Here is a 22518-nt window from a genome sequence, read left to right on the forward strand (position 1 = left end):
CGACTAGCTCGATGCCGCCAGTTTTTCTTTCCACTGCCCGGTGGCGGCAGCCAGCCATGTGTCCACGGCATCCTCGCCGTTCACGATGCCCAGGTGCGCGCCGGCCTGCCGCAATGCCTGGAGCGGCGCGGCGGTATCGAGTGCCTGCGCGCCGCTCTGCTTGCTGAGCTTCTCGCCGACGGCGTTGACCACCACGGGCACGTGCAGGTACGACGGCGTGGGCAGCCCCAGCAGATGCTGCAGATGGATCTGGCGCGGCGTGGAATCGAGCAGGTCGGCGCCGCGCACGATATGCGTGATGCCTTGTTGCGCATCATCGACCACCACGGCCAGTTGGTAGGCCCACAGCCCGTCGGCCCGGCGCAGCACGAAATCCCCGAGTTCGGTTTCCAGGTTCTGGCACTGCCGGCCCTGCCAGCGATCGTTGAAACAGATCGTGGCGGCCGCGCCGTCCGGCACGCGCACGCGCCATGCGCGCGGCAGCTTGCCATGCAGCCCGTTGCGGCAGGTGCCCGGATAGCCGAGCGTCTGATGCCGCTCTCGTACGTGAATTAAGGAATCTGCGATCTCGCGGCGCGAGCAGCCGCATGGGTAGAGGTGCCCGGCGGCGTCCAGGTGGTGGAGTGCGTCGGCGTAGCGGGTCTCGCGGCGGCTCTGCCAGACCGGTGGTTCGTCGGGATGCAGACCCAGTGCGGCGAGGGTGCGCAGGATGTCGTCATCGGCGCCGCGCACGCAGCGCGGGTAGTCGATGTCCTCGACGCGCACCAGCCAGTCGCCGCCATGGGCGCGGGCGTCGAGCCAGCTGGCCAGGGCCGTGACCAGCGAGCCGAGGTGCAGCGGGCCGGTGGGGGAGGGGGCAAAGCGCCCCCGATAGCGTTGCGCCATGATCACTGCCAGCGGGACGCCTTATTCCAGCGAATCGGGCTGGCCTTGCGGCGACTGCTGCATCAGCGCCTGCGCCAGGCGCGGGTCTTCGAGCTTGCTGGTCCACCACTGCACGGCCTTGCCGCGCGTGTTGGTGCGCCATGCCACCTTGAAGTTGCCTGGCGCGCGGACTTCCACGGTCTCGCGCACCTGCAGCACGCCACTCTCGATATGGGGCTGGGCCATCGGCGCCGGCAGCCAGCCGCAGCCGAGGCCACGGATCTGGGCTTCGAGCTTGTCGCGCATGGTCGGTACCACGAGCACGTCCTGCCCGGCCAGCACGCCATGGGTGCGGGCGGGCAGGTTGCGCGACGTATCGCCCACCGCCACGATGCGGTGGCGGGCAATCTGGATCGTCGTGAGCGGGCCTTCCTCGGTGGCCAGCGGATGGTGGGCCGCCACGGCAAAGACGAAGGGGATCGTGCCGAGCGGCCGGACCTGGAAGCCCTGCGTGCTCGGAATCTCGTAGGCGCCGCCGATGATCATGTCGGCGCGGTTGCTGACCAGGGCGTCCCAGGTGCCGCCGAGCACTTCCTTCGAGAAGCGCAGGCGCGTGGCGGAATTCTCGGCGTAGAAATCCTGGATCACGGGCAGCAGCGCCCGGAAGTTGACCAGATCGTCCACGGCGATGTTCAGGCTGGCTTCCCAGCCCGTGGCCAGCCGCTTGACGCGCCGGGCCAGGTCGTCCGCCGCGTGGAGCAGGTGGCGGCCCTCGTCGAGCAGGGCGCGTCCGGCCGGGGTCAGCTCGGCGCGGTGGCGCCGGCGGTCGAACAGCAGCACGTCGAGGTCTTCCTCGAGCTTGCGGACCACGTAGGTCAGCGCCGAGGGCACCTTGCCCATCTCGTGGGCGGCGGCGGCAAAGCTTCCCTTGCGCTCGATGGCGTCAAGGACTTCCAGGGATTCTAGTGACAGGGGCATATTCAGAATTTCTGAACAACTGCTTCTAAGGCGGTGCCCGCAAATATACTCCGGCTCCCCTAAACTGCCTAGCATCGAAACGCCGCTGACCCCGCAACCCAACAAATTAGCCGGAAGCAGGGGTCGATGACCAGGCCTAAGGAGGGCCATCAAAATGATTGAAATCCGTAAGTCTGAAGAGCGCGGTTATGCGGATCACGGCTGGCTGAAGTCGTATCACACGTTCTCGTTTGGCGACTACTACGATCCGCGCCACATCCAGTTCGGACCGCTGCGCGTGATCAATGAGGACCGCGTGGCGCCGGGCATGGGTTTCGGCACGCACGGCCACCGCGACATGGAGATTATCAGCTACGTGCTGGAGGGCGAGCTGGCCCACAAGGACAGCATGGACAACGGCAGCGTGATCCGCCCGGGTGACGTGCAGCGCATGAGCGCGGGTACCGGTGTGCGCCATTCGGAATACAACCACGCCCAGCACGACACGACGCACTTCCTCCAGATCTGGATCGTGCCTGACCAGCAGGGCATCGAGCCGGGCTACGAGGAAAAGCGCTTCGAGGCCACCGAGAAGCGCGGCAAGCTGCGCCTGGTGGGCAGCCCTGACGGTGCGGACGGTTCGGTGGTGATCCACCAGGACGTGCGGCTCTACGCCGGCCTGTTCGACAAGGGCGAAGCGGCCGAGCTGGCACTGCGTCCGGGCCGCAAGGCATATGTCCACGTAGCGCGCGGCCGGGCCACGGTCAACGGCCAGCCGCTCGAAGCCGGCGACGCCGCGAAGCTCGAAGGCGAAAGCGCCGTCAGCGTCGAGAAGGGTGAAGGCGCCGAAGTGCTGGTCTTCGACCTGCCCTGAGCATGGCGGACCCGTATGCGAGACGCCCGTCCCGGCGGTTGCCGGGGCGGGCTTCTTGCTTACCAGCACTTACAGGTCTTTTGCAAAGTTGCCTTGCCGCTATGCTATCGTCTGGACTATCCGCCATGCGACCGCCGCGGCACTTCGCCGCGCGCTGATCCCTCGTCACGCGATGACCTTCGTTTCCATTCTGCTGGCACTGATTGCCGAACAGTTCCGTGCCCTGGGACGGAACAATCCCATTACCGAGATCGTGCGGGTGCTCGGCGATCGCGCCGAACACGCGTTCGACACCGGCCGGCCGCGCGACGCCGCGCTGGCGTGGCTCACCGTGGTACTGCCGCTGGTGCTGGCCGCCGTGATCGTCCACTACCTGCTGGCGTCGATCAGCGTGGCGCTGACGCTGGCCTGGAACGTCCTGCTGCTGTACCTCACGCTCGGCTTCCGCCAGTTCAGCCACTATTTCACCGATATCCACGAGGCGCTCAACCGCGACGACCTCCACACCGCCCGCACGCTGCTGCACGAGTGGACGGGGCTGGACACCGTGGACATGCCGGTCAGCGAGATCGTGCGCCACACGCTTGAAGCCGCCATCGTGGCGGTGCACCGCCATGTTTTCGGGGTTTTCTTCTGGTTCCTGGTGCCGATTGGCCCCGGCGGGGTGGTGCTGTACCGCACGGCCGAATTCCTGAACCGGCAGTGGAATACCCCTTCGAACGAGCGCAGCCCGGCGCTGGGCCGCTTCGCGGCGCGGGCGTTCTATGTGCTGGACTGGGTGCCGTCGCGCCTGACGGCGGTCGGGTTTGCCATCGTCGGCAATTTCGAGGATGCGGTCTACGCGTGGCGCAACCACGCGCGCAAGTGGAACGACGCGGTCAACGGCATCCTGCTGGCCAGCGGCGGCGGCGCGCTTGGCGTGCGGCTGGGCCAGCCGCTGGCCGAAGAGGATTCGAGCGTGATGCTGCGCACCAGCCTGGCCGGCGTGGACTACGCTCCGGGCATGGGTGACGCTGAACCGGTGCCGCCCGAATACGGCATGGACCCGGGCATCCGCACGCTGCAATCGGCCGTGGGGCTGGTCTGGCGTGCCGTGATCCTCTGGATGCTGCTGCTGGCGATGATCTCGCTGGCGCTCTGGGTGGGTTGAACGTCGATCACCACGGCTTCTGCTGCCGCGATTCGTGCAGCAACTGCGTATAGAGCTCGTGCCGGCGTGGTGAAATCTCCCCGCCGTCGATCGCCCCCAGCACCCCGCAGCCCGGTTCGTTGATGTGGTGGCAGTTGTAGAACCGGCAATCGGTCAGGCGCGGCCGGAATTCCGGGAATGCGCGTTCCAGCATGCCTTCGCTGAGATGGTGCAGGCCGAACTCCTGGAAACCCGGCGAATCGATCAGGTAGCCGGGCTTGCCATCCACCACGGCCCAGCTCTCGGGCAGGTGGTAGAGCCGCGTGAACGTGGTGGTGTGCTTGCCGGAATCGAGCTTGGCCGAAATCTCGCGCGTCTGGGCCTCCACGCCCGGAATCAGCAGGTTCAGCATCGACGACTTACCCATCCCCGACTGCCCGATCATGATGCTCGACACGCCCGCCGTGCGCGGCTGCAGCGCGGCCAGCGCCTCGTCGGGGCGGCTGTTGACCGACAGTTCGAGCGTGTCGTAGCCAAGCTCCTGGTAGAGCTTGAGCCGGCGGCGCGCGTCGTCGAGCCGCCCGGTCAGGTCGGTCTTGTTCAGGATCACCAGCGGCCGGATTTCCAGTGCCTCGGCCGACACCAGCGCGCGGCCCAGCAAATCCTCCGAGAAACTCGGTTCCGTGGCCAGCACGATGATGACCTGGTCGATATTGGCGGCCAGCAGCTTGGACTTGAACTGGTCGGAGCGGTGCAGCAGGTTCTTGCGCGCGTCGATGGCCGTGATCACGCCCTGGTCGGCGGCGGCCATTTCGATGCGCACATGGTCACCCACGGCGGCGTCGCTCTTCTTGCCGCGCGGGAATGCGTGCAGATGGGAGCCGTCGGCACGTTCCACCACGTAGTGGCGGCCGTGCGCGGCGACGATCAGCGCGGTCTCCGATGCGGCACCCGCGCCCTTGCCGGCACCTTTCCCGGCATTCTGGTGGCGTGCGCTGCGGTTCATGCGTACGACAGCAGACGGTCGATCCGTTGTGCCGCGGGCGGGTGCGAGTAGTAGAAGGCGCTGTAGACGGGGTCGGGCGTCAGCGTGGACGCGTTGTCCTTGTAGAGCTTCACGAGGGCGGAAACCAGGTGGCCGGCGTTGGTCTGGTGCGCGGCGAACTCGTCGGCCTCGAATTCGTGCTTGCGCGACGACTGGCTGGCCAGCGGCCCGAGGATGAACGTGAACACCGGCAGCGCCAGGAAGAACAACACCAGTGCCAGCGCATCGTTGCTGGTGGTGAAGTTCGGCAGCACGCCCAGGTCGGTGTAGAACCATTCGCGCGTGGCCAGCCAGCCCAGCACGGCCAGGAACACCAGCGACAGCGCAAACGTGACCGCCATCATCTTGGCCACGTGGCGGCGCTTGAAGTGCCCCAGTTCGTGGGCCAGCACCGCCTCTACCTCCTCGCCGTCGAGGCGCGCCAGCAGCGTGTCGAAGAAGACGATGCGCTTGGCGGCGCCGAAGCCCGTGAAATAGGCGTTGCCGTGGGCGCTGCGCTTGCTGCCATCCATCACGAACAGGCCCTTGCTGGCGAAGCCGCACTTGCGCAGCAGCGCCTCGATGCGCTCGCGCAGGCTGTCGTCGGCCAGCGGCTCGAAGCGGTTGAACAGCGGCGCGATGAAGGTCGGCACGATCACCTGCAGCAGCAGGCTGAAGCCCACCCACAGCAGCCAGGCGTAGAGCCACCAGTAGGTGCCGGCCTGGTCCATCAGCCACAGCACCGCCAGCAGCAGCGGCAGGCCGAGCACGGTGGCGACCACGGCCATCTTGGCCAGGTCGGCCAGCCAGAGCCCGAACGTCATCTTGTTGAAGCCGAAGCGCTGTTCGATCACGAACTGGCCGTAGAGCGAGAAGGGCAGGTCGAACAGCCCGCCGATCAGGGCCACGCTGGCCACCAGCGCCACGCCGTAGAAATAGCCGCCGCCGTCGAAGACCTGGAGCCAGAACTGGTTCAGCGCGTGCAGGCCGCCCAGCATCGTGAAGCCCACCAGCACGGCGGCGCCCGTCAGCACCTCGATCATCGACAGCTTCGTGCGGGCGATCGTGTAGTCGGCGGCCTTCTGGTGGGCGGACAGCGTGATGGTGTCGGCAAACCGGTCGGGGACTGCGCCGCGGTGGCGGGCCACATGGCGGATCTGGCGGGAGGCCAGCCAGAGCTTGGTCAGCACCATGACGACCAGGGCGGCAAGAAAGATCAACGTGAACATCGGCAAGCCTTGTAGGGATGGCGCGCCGCGCAGGGTGCGCGAACGCCATTCGGGGCAGATATGCGAGAATTATAAATTGTTCGCCTCCCGGCCAGCCGCGCCCGGAGAAAATCCCTTCCGAATCCCATATCGAGCCGTACCCCAAGATGACAAGCCCCGCCGCAGCCTCCGTGAAAAGTGAAAACAACCTGATCTGGCTCGACATGGAGATGACCGGCCTGCAGCCGGATACCGACCGGATCATCGAGGTGGCGGTCGTGGTCACTGACTCCGAGCTGAATATCCTGGCCGAGGGCCCGGTGCTGGTGATCCACCAGCCCGACGCCGTGCTCGATGGCATGGACAACTGGAACAAGGGCACCCATGGCCGCTCGGGCCTGATCGACAAGGTCAAGGCATCCACGCTGACCGAGGCCCAGGCCGAGGCCGAGCTGATTGCGTTCCTGAAGCGCTGGGTGCCGGCCAGCAAGTCGCCGATGTGCGGCAACTCGATCTGCCAGGACCGCCGCTTCATGGCGCGCTACATGCCGAAGCTCGAAGCGTTCTTCCATTACCGGAATCTCGACGTCTCCACGCTCAAGGAGCTGTGCAAGCGCTGGGAACCGGCCATCCACAAGGGTTTCCACAAGCGCCAGCTGCACACGGCGCTGGCCGACATCCTCGAATCGGTGGAAGAACTGCGCTACTACCGCCAGCACTTCATCAAGACGCCGGCCGAGGCCGCCGCTTCGCTGCCGGCTCCGGACGCCCCGGCAGCCCCGGCTGCGGACGCTCCGGCAGCCCCCGCCGCCTGACCCGGCGGCTTCCGCCCTCCCGGGGCGGCCCCTGGCGGGCCGCCCGCGTGTCTCCGTCCTGCCCCCAACGCCATGTTCACGCGCATCGTCTCGATCATTACGCCGGTCATCCTGATCATCCTGATCGGCTGGATCTATGGTCGGCGCGCGCATCCGGACATGACCGGCATCAACCGCGCGATGCTCGATGTGATCGCGCCGCTACTTGTGGTATCGGCGTTCATCAGCAAGGACTTCGTGCTGGCCGACCAACTGGTGCTGCTGGCCTGCGCGGTGGCCGTGGTGATCGGCTCGGGCATCCTTGCGTACATCGTGGCGCGGCTTGCCAAGGCCGATCCGCGCACCTTCGTGCCGCCGATGATGTTCAACAACAGCGGCAACATGGGGCTGCCGCTGTCGGTCTTCGCGTTCGGCCCGGTCGGGCTGGCGCCGGCCGTGGCGCTGTTCGCGGCGTCGAACCTGATGCATTTCACGCTCGGGCTGAAGATCGTCAACCGCCACGCGTCGCTGACCCAGATTGCCCGCAACCCGATGGTGCTGGCCACGGTGCTCGGGGTGGCGCTGTCGCTGGCCCGGCCGTATTTCACGCTGCCTGACCCGGTTTTCGAGTCGATCAAGCTGCTTGGCGATGCCACGGTGCCGCTGATGCTGTTTGCGCTGGGGGTGCGGATGAAGGACGTGAGCCTGCGCAACTGGGGCATGGGGTTGCTCGGCGCGGCGGTGTGCCCGCTGGCCGGCATTGCCGTGGCGCTGCTGCTGGTGTGGTGGGTGCCGATGACCGAACTGCAGCGCGGGCTGCTGTTCGTGTTTGCCGCGCTGCCGCCGGCGGTGCTCAATTTCCTGGTGGCCGACCACTACCGGCAGGAGCCGGACCAGGTGGCGTCGATCGTGCTGCTGGGAAATATCGGCGCGGTGGTCTTCGTGCCGATCGGGTTGTATCTGGGGTTGAAGTAACTGCCGCTCAGGCCGTGGGCCTGGTCCGCAGCGCGCTCTTCGGCCGGAACGCCTTCACCACGCTCTCGTCGGTCTCCATATACGGCCCGCCAATCAGGTCGATGCAGTACGGAATGGCCGCGAACACCCCCTGAACCACCGGCTTCCCGTCGGCATCGCGCAATCCTTCGAGCGTCTCGCGGATCGCCTTCGGCTGCCCCGGCAGGTTGACGATCAGCGCCGCCCGGCTGGGCGTTTCGCGGATCACCGCCACCTGGCGCGACAGGATCGCGGTCGGCACGAACTTCAGGCTGACCTGGCGCATCTGCTCGCCAAATCCCGGCATCTCCTTCGTCCCCACCGCCAAAGTTGCTTCCGGCGTCACATCTCGGCGCGACGGACCGGTGCCGCCCGTGGTCAGCACCAGATCGCAGCCGGCCACATCCACCAGTTCGATCAGCGTCTTCGAGATCAGCGCGCGCTCGTCAGGAATCAGCCGCTCGACCACCTGCCACGGCGACGTCAGCGCCTTGCCGAGCCAGTCGCGCAGGGCCGGAATGCCCTCGTCCTGATAGGTGCCGGCCGAGGCGCGGTCAGAGATCGAGACCAGGCCGATCACGATCTCGTCGGGATGGCTGCGGGCAACCGGTGCCGTGGCGGGGGAAGTCATGCTTCGTCGTCCTCTTCGGTGTCGGGGGTGCCGTCGTCCTGCTCGCCCTTGCCGCCGTCCAGCGCCGTCTTGATGGCCTGGAACAGCTCGCGGTAGTACTTGGGCGGCTTGCCCAGTTCCTTTTCCTTGCGGGCGTTGCGGATGATGTTGCGCACCGCCTGTACGTCCACGCTCGGGTGTTCGCCGAGGAATTTCGTCAGCGCGGCATCGTCGGCCAGCAGCAGTTCGCGCCAGCGCTCGATCAGGTGCAGCCTGGCGGTTTCGGCCTTGCTGGTGCCCTTGAAGCCTTCGAGTGCCGACTGGATCGCCGCCACTTCGTCCTCGTCCAGCCCGCGCATGACCTTGCCGACGAACTGCATCTGGCGGCGCTTGCCTTCGTGGTTGGTGATCTTGCGGGCGGCATAGATGGCGTCGGACAGCGCCTCGGGCATCGGCACGCGCGCCAGGCGGTCCTTGGGCAGCGCCTCCAGCTCGACGCCCAGCTTCTGCAGCGCGGTGGAATCGCGCTTGCGCTGGGATTTGCTGACCGGCTGGTCGTCGTCCGGCTCCGGGGCAAAGGCGCCCGGGAACCGGCCCTGGGAGTTGTTACGGGTATTTCGCGTCATGGGCGGCATTTTATCTTGCTATGATTCCCGTTTGGACTTTTGATCACGCCCGCCCATATGAGCCAGACTGCCGAACAGACCGCGCATTTCACCTACACCCAGGACGAGCTGAAGGCCATGGCGGCCGATGTGCTGCGCGTGGCACGCGAGCTGGGCGCCACCGACGCCGCCACCGAGATCTCCGAAGGCAGCGGCCTGTCGGTCACGGTGCGCAAGGGCGAGGTGGAAACCATCGAGCAGAACCGCGACAAGGTGGTGGGCGTGACCGTCATGATCGGCCAGCGCCGGGGCAATGCCAGCACCTCCGATTTCTCGCCGGCCGCGCTGCGGGCCACCGCCGAGGCGGCCTACAACATCGCCCGCTTCACCGCCGAGGATGACTGCGCGGGGCTGGCCGAGGAAGAACTGCTCGAACGCAATCCGCAGGACATGGACCTGTTCCACCCGTGGACGATCGACGCCGCCGGCGCCATCGACATTGCCCGCCGGGCCGAGGCCGCATCGTTCGCCGTGTCGCCGAAGATCCGCAACAGCGACGGCGCCAGTGTCTCCGCCCAGCACTCGCAGTTCGTGCTCGCCACGTCGCGCGGCTTCGTGGGCGGCTACCCGTATTCGCGCCATTTCGTCTCGGCCGCGCCGATTGCCGGCTCCGGCAGCGGCATGCAGCGCGACGACTGGTACTCGTCCAAGCGCGCCCCCGGCGCCCTGGCCGAGCCCGAGGCGATTGGCCGCTACGCCGCCGAGCGCGCGCTGGCCCGCCTGAACGCCCGCAAGTTGACCACGCGCAAGTGCCCGGTGCTGTTCGAGGCGCCGCTGGCGGCCGGACTGCTGGGTGCCTTCGTGCAGGCCGTGTCGGGCGGGGCGCTGTACCGCAAGTCCACGTTCCTGCACGACTCGCTCGGCAAGCAGGTGTTCGGCTCGCATATCCAGATCCACGAACAGCCGCATGTGCCGGGCGCCATGGGCAGCGCGCCGTTCGACGAGGAAGGCGTGCGCACGCGCGAGCGCGACGTGGTGCGCGACGGCGTGGTGGAGGGCTACTTCCTGTCGACCTACTCGGCGCGCAAGCTCGGCATGCAGACCACTGGCAACGCCGGCGGCTCGCACAACCTCACGCTGACCAGCACGCTGACCGAGGCGGGCGACAACTTCGCGGGCATGCTGCGCAAGATGGGCACCGGGCTGCTGGTGACCGAACTGATGGGGCAGGGCGTGAACTACGTGACCGGCGACTATTCGCGCGGCGCGTCGGGCTACTGGGTCGAGAACGGCGTGATCCAGTATCCGGTGGAGGAAATCACGATTGCCGGGAACATGGTCGAGATGTTCAGGCAGATTGTCGGCATCGGCTCCGATGCGCTGGTGCGCGGCACCAAGGAGACGGGTTCGATCCTGATCGAACAGATGACGATCGCCGGGAATTGAGCCGATCGGCCCCCCGATGAGAAAGGCGCCCCGCGGGGCGCCTTTTTGCTGGCCCTACTCCTCGCCTGAGGGTGGCCTCTCATAGGTCACGAACGCATAGTCGAAGCCGTTGGCCTCCGAGCGATGCGTCTCCCGGGCCTTTTCCTGCCATGTCGAGCGGTCCACGGCGGGAAAAAATGCATCACCCGCCACATCGGCGTCGATTTCGGTCACGATCAGCCGGTCCGCCGAGGGCAGCGCCTCCGCGTACAACTGCGCCCCGCCGATCAGGAAGACCTGGTCCACGCCCACGCACAGCCGCTGCGCGTCTTCGAGCGAGCCCACCACCTCGGCGCCGTCGAGCTTCAGGTCCCGGTTGCGGCTGACCACGATATTGCGGCGCCCCGGCAGCGGGCGGCCGATCGAATCCCAGGTCTTGCGGCCCATGATGATCGGCGCGCCCAGCGTGGTGCGCTTGAAATGCTGCAGGTCCTCGGGCAGTCGCCACGGCAGCGTGTTGTCGCGGCCGATCACGCCGTTGCGCGCGCGCGCGACGATCAGGGTCAGCAACGTCATACGGCCACCGGCGCCTTGATCGCGGGGTGCGACTCGTAGCCGACCAGTTCGAAATCGTCGTACTGGTAGTCGAAGATGCTGTCAGGCTTGCGCTTGATGTGCAGTACAGGCAACTTCATCGGCTCGCGCGACAACTGGGTCCGCACCTGCTCGAAGTGGTTGCTGTAGATATGGCAATCGCCGCCGGTCCAGACGAAATCGCCCACGTCGAGGCCGCATTGCTGGGCAATCATGTGCGTCAGCAGCGCATAGCTGGCGATGTTGAACGGCACGCCGAGGAAGATGTCGGCGCTGCGCTGGTACAGCTGGCAACTGAGCTTGCCATCCGCCACATAGAACTGGAAGAACGCGTGGCAGGGCGGCAGCTTCATCTGCGGGATCTCGCCCACGTTCCAGGCCGAGACGATCAGCCGGCGCGAATCGGGGTTGTTCCTGATCTGCTGCACGACTTCCGTGATCTGGTCGATGTGGCGGCCGTCCGGCGTGGGCCAGGCGCGCCACTGGTAGCCATAGACCGGGCCCAGGTTGCCGTTGGCATCGGCCCATTCGTCCCAGATCGTGACGCCGTTGTCCTTGAGGTACTGGATGTTGGTGGAACCCTGCAGGAACCACAGCAGCTCGTGGATGATCGACTTCAGGTGCAGCTTCTTGGTGGTGACTACCGGGAAGCCTTCGGCGAGGTCGAAGCGCATCTGGTAGCCGAACACCGAGCGCGTGCCGGTGCCGGTGCGGTCGGACTTTTCGGTGCCATGCTCGTACACATGGCGCATGAAGTCGAGGTACTGTTTCATCGGCGGGTGGGGTGGAAAGTGATGTCGGCGGGCGTGCCGCCAAGCGGGGATTCTAGCGCGTTAACGACACTGGCCGCCCGAAGGCGGCCAGTGTCACGTCAGGTCAGCCGGATCAGTGGCTTTCCACCGGCTTCTCGCCGGCGCCGCGTGCGTCGCGGCGCTTCTGCGTCAGCCAGCCGGCGCCGAGCACGCCGCCGATGATCACGACATAGAGGCCCCAGTACACGACGGGCTGGCTCTCGAAGAATTCCTTCGTGACCGGCTCGTGCACGATCATCTTGACTGCCGTGAAGGCCAGCACGCCGGCGCCGATGAAGATCACGGCCGGGAAGCGGGCCATCAGCTTGAGCACCAGGCTCGAACCCCAGACCACGATCGGGATGCTGATCAGCAGGCCCAGCACCACCAGCAGGAAGCTGCCATGGGCCGCGCCGGCCACGGCCAGCACGTTGTCCACGCCCATCACGGCGTCGGCGATGATGATCGTCTTCATCGCGCCGACCAGCGTGTTGGCGCCCGAGCCGTGGCCTTCGCCATCGTCCTCGGCGGCCAGCAGCTTGTAGGCGATCCAGACCAGCGCCAGGCCACCGACCAGCAGCAGGCCGGGGATCTTGAGCAGCCAGACCACGCCAATGGTCATCGCCGAACGGACGACCACGGCACCGATGGTGCCCCAGACGATGGCTTTTTTCTGCAGGTGGGGCGGCAGGTTACGTGCCGCCAGGGCGATCACGATGGCATTGTCGCCGGCAAGGACCAGGTCGATGACGACGATCGACAGCAGGGCTGTCAGGAATTGCATCGTGAACAGATCGGTGAACCACTCCATGAACGCTCCTCAAAGTGCGAAACAGCTGCGGGCCAGGCGGCCAGCAAGGTCTTTTTGTTTCACATCCGGGATCTGGGCGAGCGCAGGAAGTCCGATGGGGCCGCCTTTGCAAACCGTAGAAACCAGGTGTGCAAAGGTCTTGCTCGACTGACTGGCGCGGAATGCGCACCAGGGTCAGCACAACCGGAGACGGTTTGAAGGTCTCGGAATGACGATTGTGCTAAGGGCAGACATGCCCCCAAGCTACTCCCCTTTAACTTCCCTTCTGGAAGGGATTCGTGCCCGGCAGAATCTCCGTCGAACACGTTGGACGCGATTATAAGGGAACTGCGAGGAAAAATGTTGCACTGCCGGGGTGGGGTTTGTATGTATTCAGGACGAGACATGGGAGCCGTCTGCCGGTCGTCCGTCGCCCGTTTGTCGGACATTTCTGACTTTGTAAAGTGATGCAACGCACTGGGCGTGTATAAGCTTATGCACCTATCCTATGAAGATTGATCGAGGCCGATGTGCGCCGGACCGGACAGGCGCGCATCCCGGGATCAGCCATCGGCCCGGAGCGCCGGTGGTCTTTGCAGAGGGATGAACCGTAGTGCCCATCGACAACAAGGACAAGTCATGCCGGCCGTTACGACACCCAGCCAGTCCAGCCACCGCCCCCATTCCCATAGCAATAACGCCAATCACAACCACCACACCGCCCCATCGCTTGCGCCCGAGCCGCGCATTGCGGTAGGCAACGGCCATGCGCGTCCCGGCGCCGCTCCGCAGCCGGAGTTCGTGCAGCAGTACCACGAGGACAGCGGCGCGCTGCGCGCCGAGATCGTCGCGGGCCTGGCGGCGCCGCAGGCCCATATCAGTCCGAAGTTCTTCTATGACGTGCTCGGGTCGCGGCTGTTCGAGGCCATCACCGACCTGCCCGAGTACTACCCCACCCGCACCGAAGCCTCGATCTTTGCGAGCGCCGCGCCGGCCATTGCCGCGCGCGCGGGCAGCGGCTGCGTGCTGATCGACCTCGGCGCCGGCAATTGCGAGAAGGCCGCCCGGCTGTTTCCGAGCCTGCAGCCCGCGCAGTACGTGGCCGTCGATATCTCGGTGGAATTCCTGCGCGGCACGCTGGCGGGCCTGCAGCAGCAGCACCCCCAGATTCCCATGATGGGCCTGGGCGCCGACCTGTGCGGCCCGCTGGACCTGCCGGCGAGCGTGCGGCGCGGGCGGCGGCTGTTCTTCTATCCGGGGTCGAGCATCGGCAATTTCAAGCCGATCGATGCGCTGGCGCTGCTGCAACGGCTGCGCGCGGCGGCCGGTCCTGGCGACGGGGTGCTGATCGGCGTGGACCTGTTCAAGGACGCCGGGACGCTCGAAGCGGCGTACGACGACGCGCTGGGCGTGACCGCCGCGTTCAACCGGAACGTGCTGCGCAACGTGAACCGGATCGTCGGCAGCGATTTCGCGCTTGACGACTGGAAGCACGCGGCGTCGTTCGACACACAGGCGTCGCGCATCCAGATGCACCTGGAGGCGGTGCGCGACGTGACCGTGCGCTGGCCAGAGGGCGAGCGCCGTTTCGCGGCCGGCGAGCACATCCATACCGAGGATTCCCACAAGTACCGGCCCGAGGATTTTGCGATCCTGCTGGAGGCGGCCGGATTTTCCGATCCGGTCAGCTGGACCGATCCGCAGGGCTGGTTCGCGGTATTCCACGCCCGCGGCTGACGCCAGCAGGGAAGCCGCGCCGTCAGCAGGGAGAAGGGCCACCGCTTGGGAAGCCGGGCGCGTGGGGTGTCATAATGCGCGCAGCCGGCCCCGGCCGGCGCTTGTTCCACCCCTGACCCGGACACTGCGATGAGCGGCTTCTCCATGCTTCCCGATCTCCATTTCACCGGCGGCAATGCGCAATGGCCCGACGCGCGCCGGCTGCCGCGTGAAGGATTGGCGCAGGCGCTGGTGGAATCGCGCAACCGCACGCTGGCCTGGCTTGGTGCGTTCGGCCAGACCCGCAAGGGCTGGGACGTGCCGCGCCAGTACGATTGCAACCCGCCGCTGTGGACGCTGGGCCATATTGCCTGGCATGCCGAGTGGTGGTGCCTGCGGGGCGTGCGGCACCTGGAGCAGGGCGGCATCCGGCTGCCGGTGGCCAGCGAGCCCTCGCTGCTGGACGGCGCGGACGAGTGGTTCGATCCCGAGCGGATCGGGCCCGACGAGCGCTGGGAAATCGCCCTGCCCGATATCACGCGCGTGAAGCAGTACGCCACGCAGGTGCTCGACGGCCTGCTGCGGCGCATTGCGCTGCTGCCCGATGACGAGGACACCACGCTGTACCCGTTCCGCCGCGCGCTCCATCACGAGGATGTGCAGGGCGAGACGGTCGCCGCGCTGCTGCAGGCGCTGGGCCTGGCGCCAGCCGACCCGGCCGCCGTGGGGCCGGCCGCGACGCTGTCGGCGGGCGGCACGCTGCATTTTCCGGGCGGCAACTTCACGCAGGGCTGGGCCGAAGCCGATGGGTTTGCCTGGCCCGACGAACGGCCGGCGCAGAAGATCTATGTGCCAGCCTTCGAGATGGATGCCGCGCTGGTCACCAACGCGCAGTTCCTCGATTTCGTGGAGGATCGCGGCTACGAGCACCCCTCCTATTGGTCGGCCGCCGGCCGCCAGTGGCTGATGACGCAGGAACGCTCGGCCCCGCGCTACTGGTCGCGCCACGCGGTCAGCCGCAGTTGGGTGGCGTCGCGCTTCGGCACCGAACGCACGCTGAACCCCGACGAGCCGGTACGCCATGTCTCGCTGTTCGAGGCGCAGGCGTGGTGCGTCTGGGCGGGCCGCCGGCTGCCTTACGAGGTGGAGTGGGAACTGGCGGCCACGCAGAATCGCGGGCTGCAATGGGGCACGTTGCGCGAGTGGACCGCCACGCCGTACGAGCCCTATCTCGGGTTTGTGGCCGAGCCGACCGATGGCGAGATCATCGGCCGCTTCGGCACGCACCAGGCGGTGCGCGGGGTCTCGTTCGCCAGCCCGGCACGGCTGCGGCACGTCCGCGCTCGCACGGCGCTGTTGCCGGAAGACGATGTGTCGTTCGTGGGGTTCCGGAGCTGCGCGGTCTGAGCGATTTGCCTGCTCGGGAGACAATGAAAGAGAAGTCGAAAGCCGGCCAACAAAAAAGGCACCCTTGCGGGTGCCTTTTTCATTTCTCATTCCTGAGAATCAACGCTCGTAACGCGAGCGGCTGTTGCCGTTGCGCTGGCCGCCAAAGCCGCCGCGATCGCCGCCACGGTCGCCGAACTTGCGGTCGCCGAAGCTACGCTGTTCGCCGCCGAAACCACGGTTGCCGTCGCGCTGGCCACCGCCTTCGCGGTTGAAGCTGCGCTCGCCGCCACCGAAGCTGCGCTCACCGCCGAAGCTGCGCTCGCCGCCGCCGAAGCCGCGTTGCTGGCCCTGGCCCTGACCCTGGCCCTGGCCGCGATAGCCGGTGTTGCCACGGTCGCCGAAACCACGGTTCTCGCCACGGTCGCCAAAGCCACGGCTTTCGCCGCCGCCGAAGCCACGTTGCTCGCCACGGTCACCAAAGCCACGGTTCTCGCCGCCGAACTTGCGCTCGCCGAAGTTGCGGTCGCCAAAGCTGCGCTCGCCGCCGCCTTCGCGGCTGCCACGGTAACCACCGCCGTTGCCGCCGTTGTTGCCACGGTAGCCGCCGCCGCTGTTGCCACGGAAGCCATCACGGCCGCCCGGCTTGCCGCCGAAGCTCGAACGCGGCTTGGGCGAACGGCGCGGTTCGTGGCCTTCGATCACCGAGGCGTCCACGCGGTTGTTCGTGAAGCGCTCGATGCGCTTCCACTGGAACATGTCGTTGTGGTTCACGAGGTTGATCGCCACACCCGAACGGCCGGCACGGCCGGTACGGCCGATACGGTGCACGTAGTCCTCGGCCTGCTTGGGCAGGTCGAAGTTCACCACGTGGGTGATGTCGGGCACGTCGATGCCGCGGGCGGCCACGTCGGTGGCCACCAGCACGCGCAGGTTGCCGCGGCGCAGCGCGGTCAGCGTGCGGTTACGCGCGCCTTGCGTCATGTCGCCGTGCAGGGCGCCAGCGGAGAAGCCGGTGTCCGACAGGCGCTCGGCCAGCGAATCGGCATCGCGCTTGGTGGCCGTGAACACGATGGCCTGCTTCAGCGACGCGTCGCGCAGCAGGTGGTCGAGCAGGCGCTCCTTGTGCGACATGTCGTCGGTGAAGTGCAGGCGCTGCTCGATGTGGCTCTGGTCGGCACGCGCGGCGGCGATTTCGATGCGCTGCGGGTCCTTCAGCTGGCGCGAAGCCAGTTGGGCGATGCGGGCGTCCAGCGTGGCCGAGAACATCAGCGTCTGGCGCGAGGCCGGCGTGGCGGCCACGATGGCGTCGATGTCATCGGCAAAGCCCATGTCCAGCATGCGGTCGGCTTCGTCGAACACCAGCATGTCCAGCGCGGACAGGTCGATGCGGCCGGCGTCGATATGGTCGAGCAGGCGGCCCGGCGTGGCCACGAGGATGTCCGGCATGCGCGAGAGCATGGCCAGCTGCTTCGGGTAGGGCATGCCGCCCAGGATGCTGGCGCACACGATGCGGCGCAGGTGGCGGCCGTACTTGGCGGCGGCCTCGGTCACCTGCAGGGCCAGTTCGCGCGTCGGCGTCAGCACCAGCAGCGACGGCTGGGCTGCGGCCGGGCGGGGGCGCTTGCCCTTCATGCGCTTGGCGGGTTCGGTCGGACGGTTCGTGGCCGGCTTCTCGCTGATGCGCTGGATGGCGGGCAGCATGAACGCGGCGGTCTTGCCCGAACCGGTCTGGCTCGAAACCAGCAGGTCCTTGCCAGCCAGGAAGGCCGGAATGGCCTGCGCCTGGACGGGCGTCGGGTCGTTGTAGCCCGCTTCGGCCAGGGCGCGCAGGATGGCGGCGTCGAGGCCGAGCTTGGCGAAGCCGCTGGCCGTGGCGGGCGCGGCGGCGGCAGCATCAGCGGCGACCGGCGCGGCATCGGCGTTGAGCAGGGCGTCGAGCTTGTCGAGCGGGCTCACGGCAGCGGCGGGCGTGGCGGATGCGTCGGTGGCGGAGGCAAAAGGTTGCTCCGCACGGAAATCTTCGTGCTGGGTCATGTCGTACGTATAAATATGCATGGCACCCCGGGGCAGTGTGCGCGAAGGGGTGGGCGCAAGTGCAAAGTCTTAAAAAAGGCTTCGGCGCCAATCGGTAGGCCGTTCGACAGACTCAGCTGGCAACACGGCGGCAGGCAGGGCGGGCGGCTGGTTTATTTTCATAACCGGCCGATTATCCCTGGCAGGCAAACAGCGCAATGGACTACAGGCTGTTCATCAGGATCGGAGACGAGGCGACGTCAGGTGAGCGGTGCGATTCTGGCCAGGCACCTGTCTGAACTTCGTGTGATGACAGAGGCAGGGAGCAGATCTTGGGAGGGCAGCGGATACGCCATGGGCTGTTGCCGGGCGCGGTGCGGAACTCACAGTGCGAAACTCACGGCGCGGAGTATAGCAGAACGTTGATTTTTTTGTTGCACCGCGAAACGGCCCAACCGTAAGCAAACGTAAGTACGAAACGCCGGTGCGAGAGCCGGGAGGCGCCGGCGTCGCTTGCATGTGGGGGCGCGCTGCCTATACTGCAGTCGCGGGCAGTACTGCCCGTATGGGGCGGACGGATACACGTCCCGCTGATCCTGCCTACGGCAAGGTTTGCTTGCTGCTCGGCGCCGGCATTGCGGTCATTGATGCCACAGCCACGTTTCCTCCGACTGTCCGGGTGGTCCGGATGGTCGTCCGCGTCATGGGCGGAATCCATGGGAAACATGCCTGGCACAGGAATGACCGGAGTCGCCGGTGACGCAGACCCAGGAGGTCCGGGCCCGTCCGCAACCAAAGCCCGCCAATGACTTGGCGGGCTTTTCTTTTATGTGGCCGGAACGTCTCGCGCGGTACTACCTGTGCGGCGTTCCGGTCTCCCGTTCCTCCCCTGCATCCTGCGGCGTGCCGGGGAAACCCTGCGGGTACTGGATCAACCGCGTCAGCGACGGCCGCCGGTGCGATTGCCAGCGATAGCTGCCGGCCAGCCGGGCTCCGCCGATGATGGCGGTCATGGCCTCGCGGTCGAGGTCCATGTTCTCCGACAAATCCTTGATGACGATGACTGCCATGGCGTTCTCCAGCGTGCGGGCCTTTGTACGGCCGGCCGGCGTGGCGCCGGTCGGGCGGCGCCGGGGCAGGCGCGGGCCCGATTCAGTATAGGCAAGTGCGCTGGCCGCGGCGGCGCCGGCACGAGGCAGGCGTCGCCGCGGCCAGCGGGCGGCTTCAGACCGCCGCCCAGTTGCCGCCCCATTGCGAGGGCTTCACGTTCAGCGCGATGTTGCCGAGGTCCACGCCGACAATCTTGTTGTTGTTGAACGCGGCCACGTTCACTTCCTGCAGTTGCTGCACGTTCTGGTTGATGTTGATGTTGACGTTGGCCAGCGGGCCCATGTTGGCGGCCTTGCTGAGCCAGCTGTTGCCGCCGCGGATGGCGCACAGCGACTGGCGGTCGAGGTCCTTGCTGGCGGCAAGGTCGCGGACGATGATCGAGGACATGGCGAACTCCTTGGAATGCGGTTGCGGTGGCGCGCGGGCGGGTGCCCCCGCGCCGGGGCGATGGGTGGGGCGGCGGGGCCGGCGGGGCCTTAGCGCCAGACGTTGTTGGTGGCCGACTGGTTCGTGTCCACCGTGTTGCGCATGTGTTCCTGGAAGGCCGAGCCGTTGGCGAAGGCGTTGTTCACGCTCTGCATCTGCTGGTTCTGCTGGTCGATCTTCAGGCTCGAATCGAACGACAGCTTCACCGGGGCGTAGACGCTGGTCCACGGGGCGATCAGGCCGAGGCCGCCGCGCACGGACTTCATGCCGTGGGCGTCGAGGGTGGCGGTGCTGGACAGGTCGAGGATGGTCAGGGTGCTCATGGCAGTCTCCAATACTTGGTGCGTGTGTGCGGATATGGCGAAAGTACGATGAAAGGTGCGGCCGGATCAGACGGCGCCGTACACGTTGTTCTGGGCGTGCTGGTTCGTCGTGACGTTGTTGTGCATGTTGGCCTGGAAGGCCGAGCCGTTGCCGAAGTAGCTCGTCACGTCCTGCATCTGCTGGTTCGACTGGTTGATCGTCGTGGTCTTGTCGAAGGACAGCTTGAACGGGGCGTAGACGCTGGTGTAGGGGGCGAAGCCGAGGCCGCCGCGTACGGCTTGCAGCGACTTGGCGTCGAGGGTTTCGGTCGAGGACAGGTCCTTGATGGTCAGCGTGGTCATGACAGTCTCCAGATAGGAAGGTAAGGCTTTCGGTGTGATGAGCATCGGGTTGGTGTCGCGCTCGGACCAGATATCGCAGGGAGCGTGCCAGCGCGTGCCACGGCCGCGAAAAAATCTGCGAAAGCCTTGCCGCACAAGGGCTGGCGGGTGGTGGGCGGGGACTGCGCCGGGGCGCGGGCGGGGCGCGCCAGGCCCCGGGTGGCGGGCCTGCGCCAACAGAATGGTGTTGGGTGTTGGGCCGCAGGCGACGGCTGTGGGGCGCGCGCATCAGTGCGGCATTGCGGATGGCCGGAGTGCGCACTAGTATCCATCGAAGGCAATGTGTCGTGATGCGACCGATTCGCGGCATCACGCAACTGTCGGCAACCAGTCGGCAACCACTCGTCGGGATGCATCGGATGCCCAGCCTGACCGAACTCATCAGGAATTTTCAGCGCGGCAACCTCTCGCGCGACGATTTCCTCGCATCGGTGGATCTGGCCCTCAAGGACGATCAGACCGACTCCACGCAGTTTGCCCGCGTGCTCACTGAGGAGCACACGCGGTTTCCGCTGCCGCCGGCGGTCTACGCCGAGGTCATGCATCGCATCGACTCGCACGCGGCCACGCAGTTCGATCCGGTTGGGGACGCCCACGGCATCGCTGCCGCCAGCGCCGGCGAGGAAACCCGTATCGATCCCGAACCGTCCGATCGCAGCGCCCCGGCGCAGGGCCAGCCGTTCTACCAGACCGGCAGCAATACCGGCAGCCAGAGCGGCCATTTCACGGGCGGCCATGTGCCGTCGGGGCCCACCAAGGGCGTGGGCGATACGCTCAACGGGCGCTTCGTGCTGGAGGAATGCCTGGGCGTGGGCGGCATGGGCACGGTCTACAAGGCGCTCGACCTGCGCAAGCTCGAAGCCTCGGACCGCAAGCCGTATATCGCCATCAAGGTGCTGAACCTGCAGTTCAGCGGCCATCCGAAATCACTGATCGCGCTGCAGCGCGAGGCGCGCAAGGCGCAGCAGCTGGCGCACCGGAACATCGTCACCGTCTACGATTTCGACCGCGACGGCCCCACGGTCTTCCTGACGATGGAATACCTGCAGGGCAAGTCGCTGAACCGCGTGCTGCGCGCGCCCGAGTTCACCGGGCTGCCTTATGTGAAGGCGATGCCAATCATCGTCGGGATGGGCAGCGCGCTCGCCTACGCCCACGAGCGCGGCTTCGTCCATTGCGATTTCAAGCCGGCCAACGTGTTCCTGACCGACCGTGGCGAGGTCAAGGTGATCGATTTCGGCATCGCGCGCGGCTTCCAGCAACCGGCCGACGATGCCGACCAGACCGTGTTCGATCCCGGCTCGCTCGGCGGCATGACGCCGGCCTACGCCAGCCCGGAGATGTTCGAGCACCGCGAGCCCGATCCGCGCGACGATATCTACGCGCTGGCCTGCGTGAGCTACGAACTGCTGACCGGCAAGCATCCCTACGACCGCGTGTCCGCCACCGAGGCGCGTGCCCGCAACGTCAAGCCAACGCGGCCGCGCACGCTGTCGCGCACCCAGTGGAAGGCGCTGCGCCAGGCGCTGTCGCTCGATCGTGCCACGCGTACGCCCACGGTCACGCGGTTCCTGGCCGGGCTCGGCGGCCAGCCGAAACAGGGGAGCGGCACGCTGGCGCCGCTGCTGGTGGGCGCGGCCGTGGCGGGGGTGGCGATTGCCACGGGCGTGGGCTATTACCTGTGGCGCGGCAAGGTGCCCGACGAACCCGGGCGCTCGCCGTCCGTGGCCAGCGCGCCCGCCGCGCCGCAGCCTGCGGCACCGCCGGTGAGGGCCGAGCAGGAGGCGCCCAAGGCGCCCACGGCCGTGCCGCTCAAGCCCGAGGCGGTGGCGGCGGTGCTGGCGGCCACGCCCTGTGCGCTGCTCAATGCCGACATCAAGGGCAATGTGCTGCAGGTGGATGGCTATGTGGCGGAATCGGCCATTGGCGCGCTGCGCGACAAGCTCGGCAAGCTCGGCGGCGTGAAGACACTGAAGCTCGACGCGCAGCCGCTGACCAACGACAAGTGCGACATGGTGCGGCTGATCGCACCGTACTGGTCAGGCAACCGCAAGCCGGGGCCGGCCGGGGAGAAGGGCGAGCGGGGCGGGGGCGCCGTGCTGCGCACGCGCGGCGGGACGCAACTGACCGAGGGCACGCCGCTCGTGCTCGATCTCCACACGCCGGCGCATGAGACCTATGTCTATGTGGATTACTTCAGCGCCGACGGCAAGGTGGCACATCTGGTGCCCAGTGCGCGCGTGCAGGGCCACCAGGCGCCGGCCAGCTACAGCGCCACCATCGGCGACAGCGGCGACTGGGTCATTTCAAAGCCGTTCGGCACCGAACTCGTGGTGCTGCTGACCACGCCCGAACCGCTGTTCAAGGGGCGCCGGCCCGAGGTGGAAACGCGCCAGGAGTACCTGCGCGCGCTGGAAAAGCCGCTCGCGCAGATGGCGGGCAAGCACGGCCGCGACCAGGTCAGCGCCGATGTCGTGCAGATCGCCACGCGGGCGAAATAGG

General features: G+C 67.0%; 22 protein-coding genes. 8 read left to right on the top strand and 14 right to left on the bottom strand.

The annotated features are described in order from the left end of the window. Positions 1–3 precede the first annotated feature (3 nt). Together gluQRS and EV147_RS02455 are read right to left on the bottom strand one after the other, a co-directional pair. The gene (gluQRS, locus tag EV147_RS02450) at positions 4–885 is read right to left on the bottom strand and encodes a tRNA glutamyl-Q(34) synthetase GluQRS (RefSeq protein WP_130389531.1); all 882 of its coding nucleotides are present in this window, start codon (positions 883–885) and stop codon (positions 4–6) included. A 21-nt stretch (positions 886–906) separates the two neighbouring features. After that, entirely contained in the window at positions 907–1842 is a 936-nt protein-coding gene (locus EV147_RS02455; RefSeq protein ID WP_130389532.1) for a LysR family transcriptional regulator, read from the bottom strand. Positions 1843–1996: 154 nt separating this feature from the next. Between EV147_RS02455 and EV147_RS02460 the strand changes: the two genes are divergently transcribed. Together EV147_RS02460 and EV147_RS02465 are read left to right on the top strand one after the other, a co-directional pair. After that, positions 1997–2695 (top strand): pirin family protein, encoded by a 699-nt coding sequence (locus EV147_RS02460; protein WP_130389533.1) that lies wholly within the window; start codon positions 1997–1999, stop codon positions 2693–2695. A 172-nt stretch (positions 2696–2867) separates the two neighbouring features. After that, positions 2868–3845, top strand: a complete 978-nt coding sequence (locus EV147_RS02465; RefSeq protein ID WP_130389534.1) for a CobD/CbiB family protein — start codon at positions 2868–2870, stop codon at positions 3843–3845. A 7-nt stretch (positions 3846–3852) separates the two neighbouring features. Here the strand turns inward: EV147_RS02465 and rsgA are convergent, their stop codons facing one another. Next, positions 3853–4830 (bottom strand): ribosome small subunit-dependent GTPase A, encoded by a 978-nt coding sequence (gene rsgA / locus EV147_RS02470; RefSeq protein ID WP_130389535.1) that lies wholly within the window; start codon positions 4828–4830, stop codon positions 3853–3855. Further along, positions 4827–6077 carry a M48 family metallopeptidase gene (locus EV147_RS02475; RefSeq protein ID WP_130389536.1) on the bottom strand — a complete coding sequence of 417 codons (1251 nt, stop codon included), beginning with the start codon at positions 6075–6077 and terminating at the stop codon, positions 4827–4829. The genes rsgA and EV147_RS02475 overlap by 4 nt, the downstream gene beginning before the upstream one ends. A 146-nt stretch (positions 6078–6223) precedes the next feature. On the opposite strand from EV147_RS02475, the gene orn reads away from it, so the two are divergent. Together orn and EV147_RS02485 are read left to right on the top strand one after the other, a co-directional pair. Next, entirely contained in the window at positions 6224–6871 is a 648-nt protein-coding gene (gene orn, locus EV147_RS02480; RefSeq protein WP_130389537.1) for an oligoribonuclease, read from the top strand. 72 nt (positions 6872–6943) lie between these two features. Continuing rightward, complete coding sequence (locus tag EV147_RS02485; RefSeq protein ID WP_130389538.1) at positions 6944–7825, top strand: AEC family transporter; 882 nt, start codon at positions 6944–6946, stop codon at positions 7823–7825. A 7-nt stretch (positions 7826–7832) separates the two neighbouring features. Here the strand turns inward: EV147_RS02485 and mog are convergent, their stop codons facing one another. Together mog and yjgA are read right to left on the bottom strand one after the other, a co-directional pair. Then, positions 7833–8474, bottom strand: a complete 642-nt coding sequence (gene mog / locus EV147_RS02490) for a molybdopterin adenylyltransferase (protein ID WP_130389539.1) — start codon at positions 8472–8474, stop codon at positions 7833–7835. Then, the gene (yjgA, locus tag EV147_RS02495; protein WP_407923194.1) at positions 8471–9079 is read right to left on the bottom strand and encodes a ribosome biogenesis factor YjgA; all 609 of its coding nucleotides are present in this window, start codon (positions 9077–9079) and stop codon (positions 8471–8473) included. The genes mog and yjgA overlap by 4 nt, the downstream gene beginning before the upstream one ends. Positions 9080–9136: 57 nt before the next feature. Between yjgA and pmbA the strand changes: the two genes are divergently transcribed. Beyond that, a complete protein-coding gene (pmbA, locus tag EV147_RS02500; RefSeq protein WP_130389541.1) occupies positions 9137–10504 on the top strand; it encodes a metalloprotease PmbA in 1368 nt (455 codons plus the stop codon). A 54-nt stretch (positions 10505–10558) separates the two neighbouring features. On the opposite strand, the gene EV147_RS02505 is transcribed toward pmbA, so the two are convergent. The 3 genes from EV147_RS02505 to EV147_RS02515 all read right to left on the bottom strand — a co-directional run bounded on the left by EV147_RS02505 (position 10559) and on the right by EV147_RS02515 (position 12679). After that, positions 10559–11059, bottom strand: a complete 501-nt coding sequence (locus EV147_RS02505; RefSeq protein ID WP_130389542.1) for a dihydrofolate reductase — start codon at positions 11057–11059, stop codon at positions 10559–10561. After that, a complete protein-coding gene (locus tag EV147_RS02510) occupies positions 11056–11850 on the bottom strand; it encodes a thymidylate synthase (protein ID WP_130389543.1) in 795 nt (264 codons plus the stop codon). The genes EV147_RS02505 and EV147_RS02510 overlap by 4 nt, the downstream gene beginning before the upstream one ends. Positions 11851–11962: 112 nt before the next feature. Then, positions 11963–12679: a TerC family protein gene (locus EV147_RS02515; RefSeq protein ID WP_130389544.1), complete on the bottom strand. Its 717-nt coding sequence runs from the start codon at positions 12677–12679 to the stop codon at positions 11963–11965. A gap of 618 nt (positions 12680–13297) precedes the next feature. On the opposite strand from EV147_RS02515, the gene egtD reads away from it, so the two are divergent. Both egtD and EV147_RS02525 read left to right on the top strand, forming a co-directional pair. Next, a complete protein-coding gene (gene egtD, locus EV147_RS02520; protein ID WP_130389545.1) occupies positions 13298–14395 on the top strand; it encodes an L-histidine N(alpha)-methyltransferase in 1098 nt (365 codons plus the stop codon). A 129-nt stretch (positions 14396–14524) separates the two neighbouring features. Then, a complete protein-coding gene (locus tag EV147_RS02525; RefSeq protein ID WP_130389546.1) occupies positions 14525–15781 on the top strand; it encodes an SUMF1/EgtB/PvdO family nonheme iron enzyme in 1257 nt (418 codons plus the stop codon). A 99-nt stretch (positions 15782–15880) separates the two neighbouring features. Here EV147_RS02525 and EV147_RS02530 read toward each other — a convergent pair whose 3' ends face one another. From EV147_RS02530 to EV147_RS02550, 5 genes are all read right to left on the bottom strand, one after another. Then, positions 15881–17797: a DEAD/DEAH box helicase gene (locus EV147_RS02530; RefSeq protein WP_130391172.1), complete on the bottom strand. Its 1917-nt coding sequence runs from the start codon at positions 17795–17797 to the stop codon at positions 15881–15883. Positions 17798–18630: 833 nt separating this feature from the next. Continuing rightward, a complete protein-coding gene (locus EV147_RS02535) occupies positions 18631–18846 on the bottom strand; it encodes a hypothetical protein (protein WP_130389547.1) in 216 nt (71 codons plus the stop codon). 154 nt (positions 18847–19000) lie between these two features. Then, complete coding sequence (locus EV147_RS02540) at positions 19001–19273, bottom strand: hypothetical protein (protein ID WP_130389548.1); 273 nt, start codon at positions 19271–19273, stop codon at positions 19001–19003. 89 nt (positions 19274–19362) lie between these two features. Further along, complete coding sequence (locus EV147_RS02545) at positions 19363–19635, bottom strand: hypothetical protein (RefSeq protein WP_130389549.1); 273 nt, start codon at positions 19633–19635, stop codon at positions 19363–19365. Positions 19636–19701: 66 nt separating this feature from the next. Further along, entirely contained in the window at positions 19702–19977 is a 276-nt protein-coding gene (locus EV147_RS02550; RefSeq protein ID WP_130389550.1) for a hypothetical protein, read from the bottom strand. Between the two features lie 398 nt (positions 19978–20375). On the opposite strand from EV147_RS02550, the gene EV147_RS02555 reads away from it, so the two are divergent. After that, positions 20376–22517 carry a serine/threonine protein kinase gene (locus EV147_RS02555; RefSeq protein ID WP_130389551.1) on the top strand — a complete coding sequence of 714 codons (2142 nt, stop codon included), beginning with the start codon at positions 20376–20378 and terminating at the stop codon, positions 22515–22517. Position 22518 lies beyond the last annotated feature (1 nt).

This window comes from Cupriavidus agavae (assembly GCF_004217045.1).
Classification (GTDB): Bacteria; Pseudomonadota; Gammaproteobacteria; order Burkholderiales; family Burkholderiaceae; genus Cupriavidus; species Cupriavidus agavae.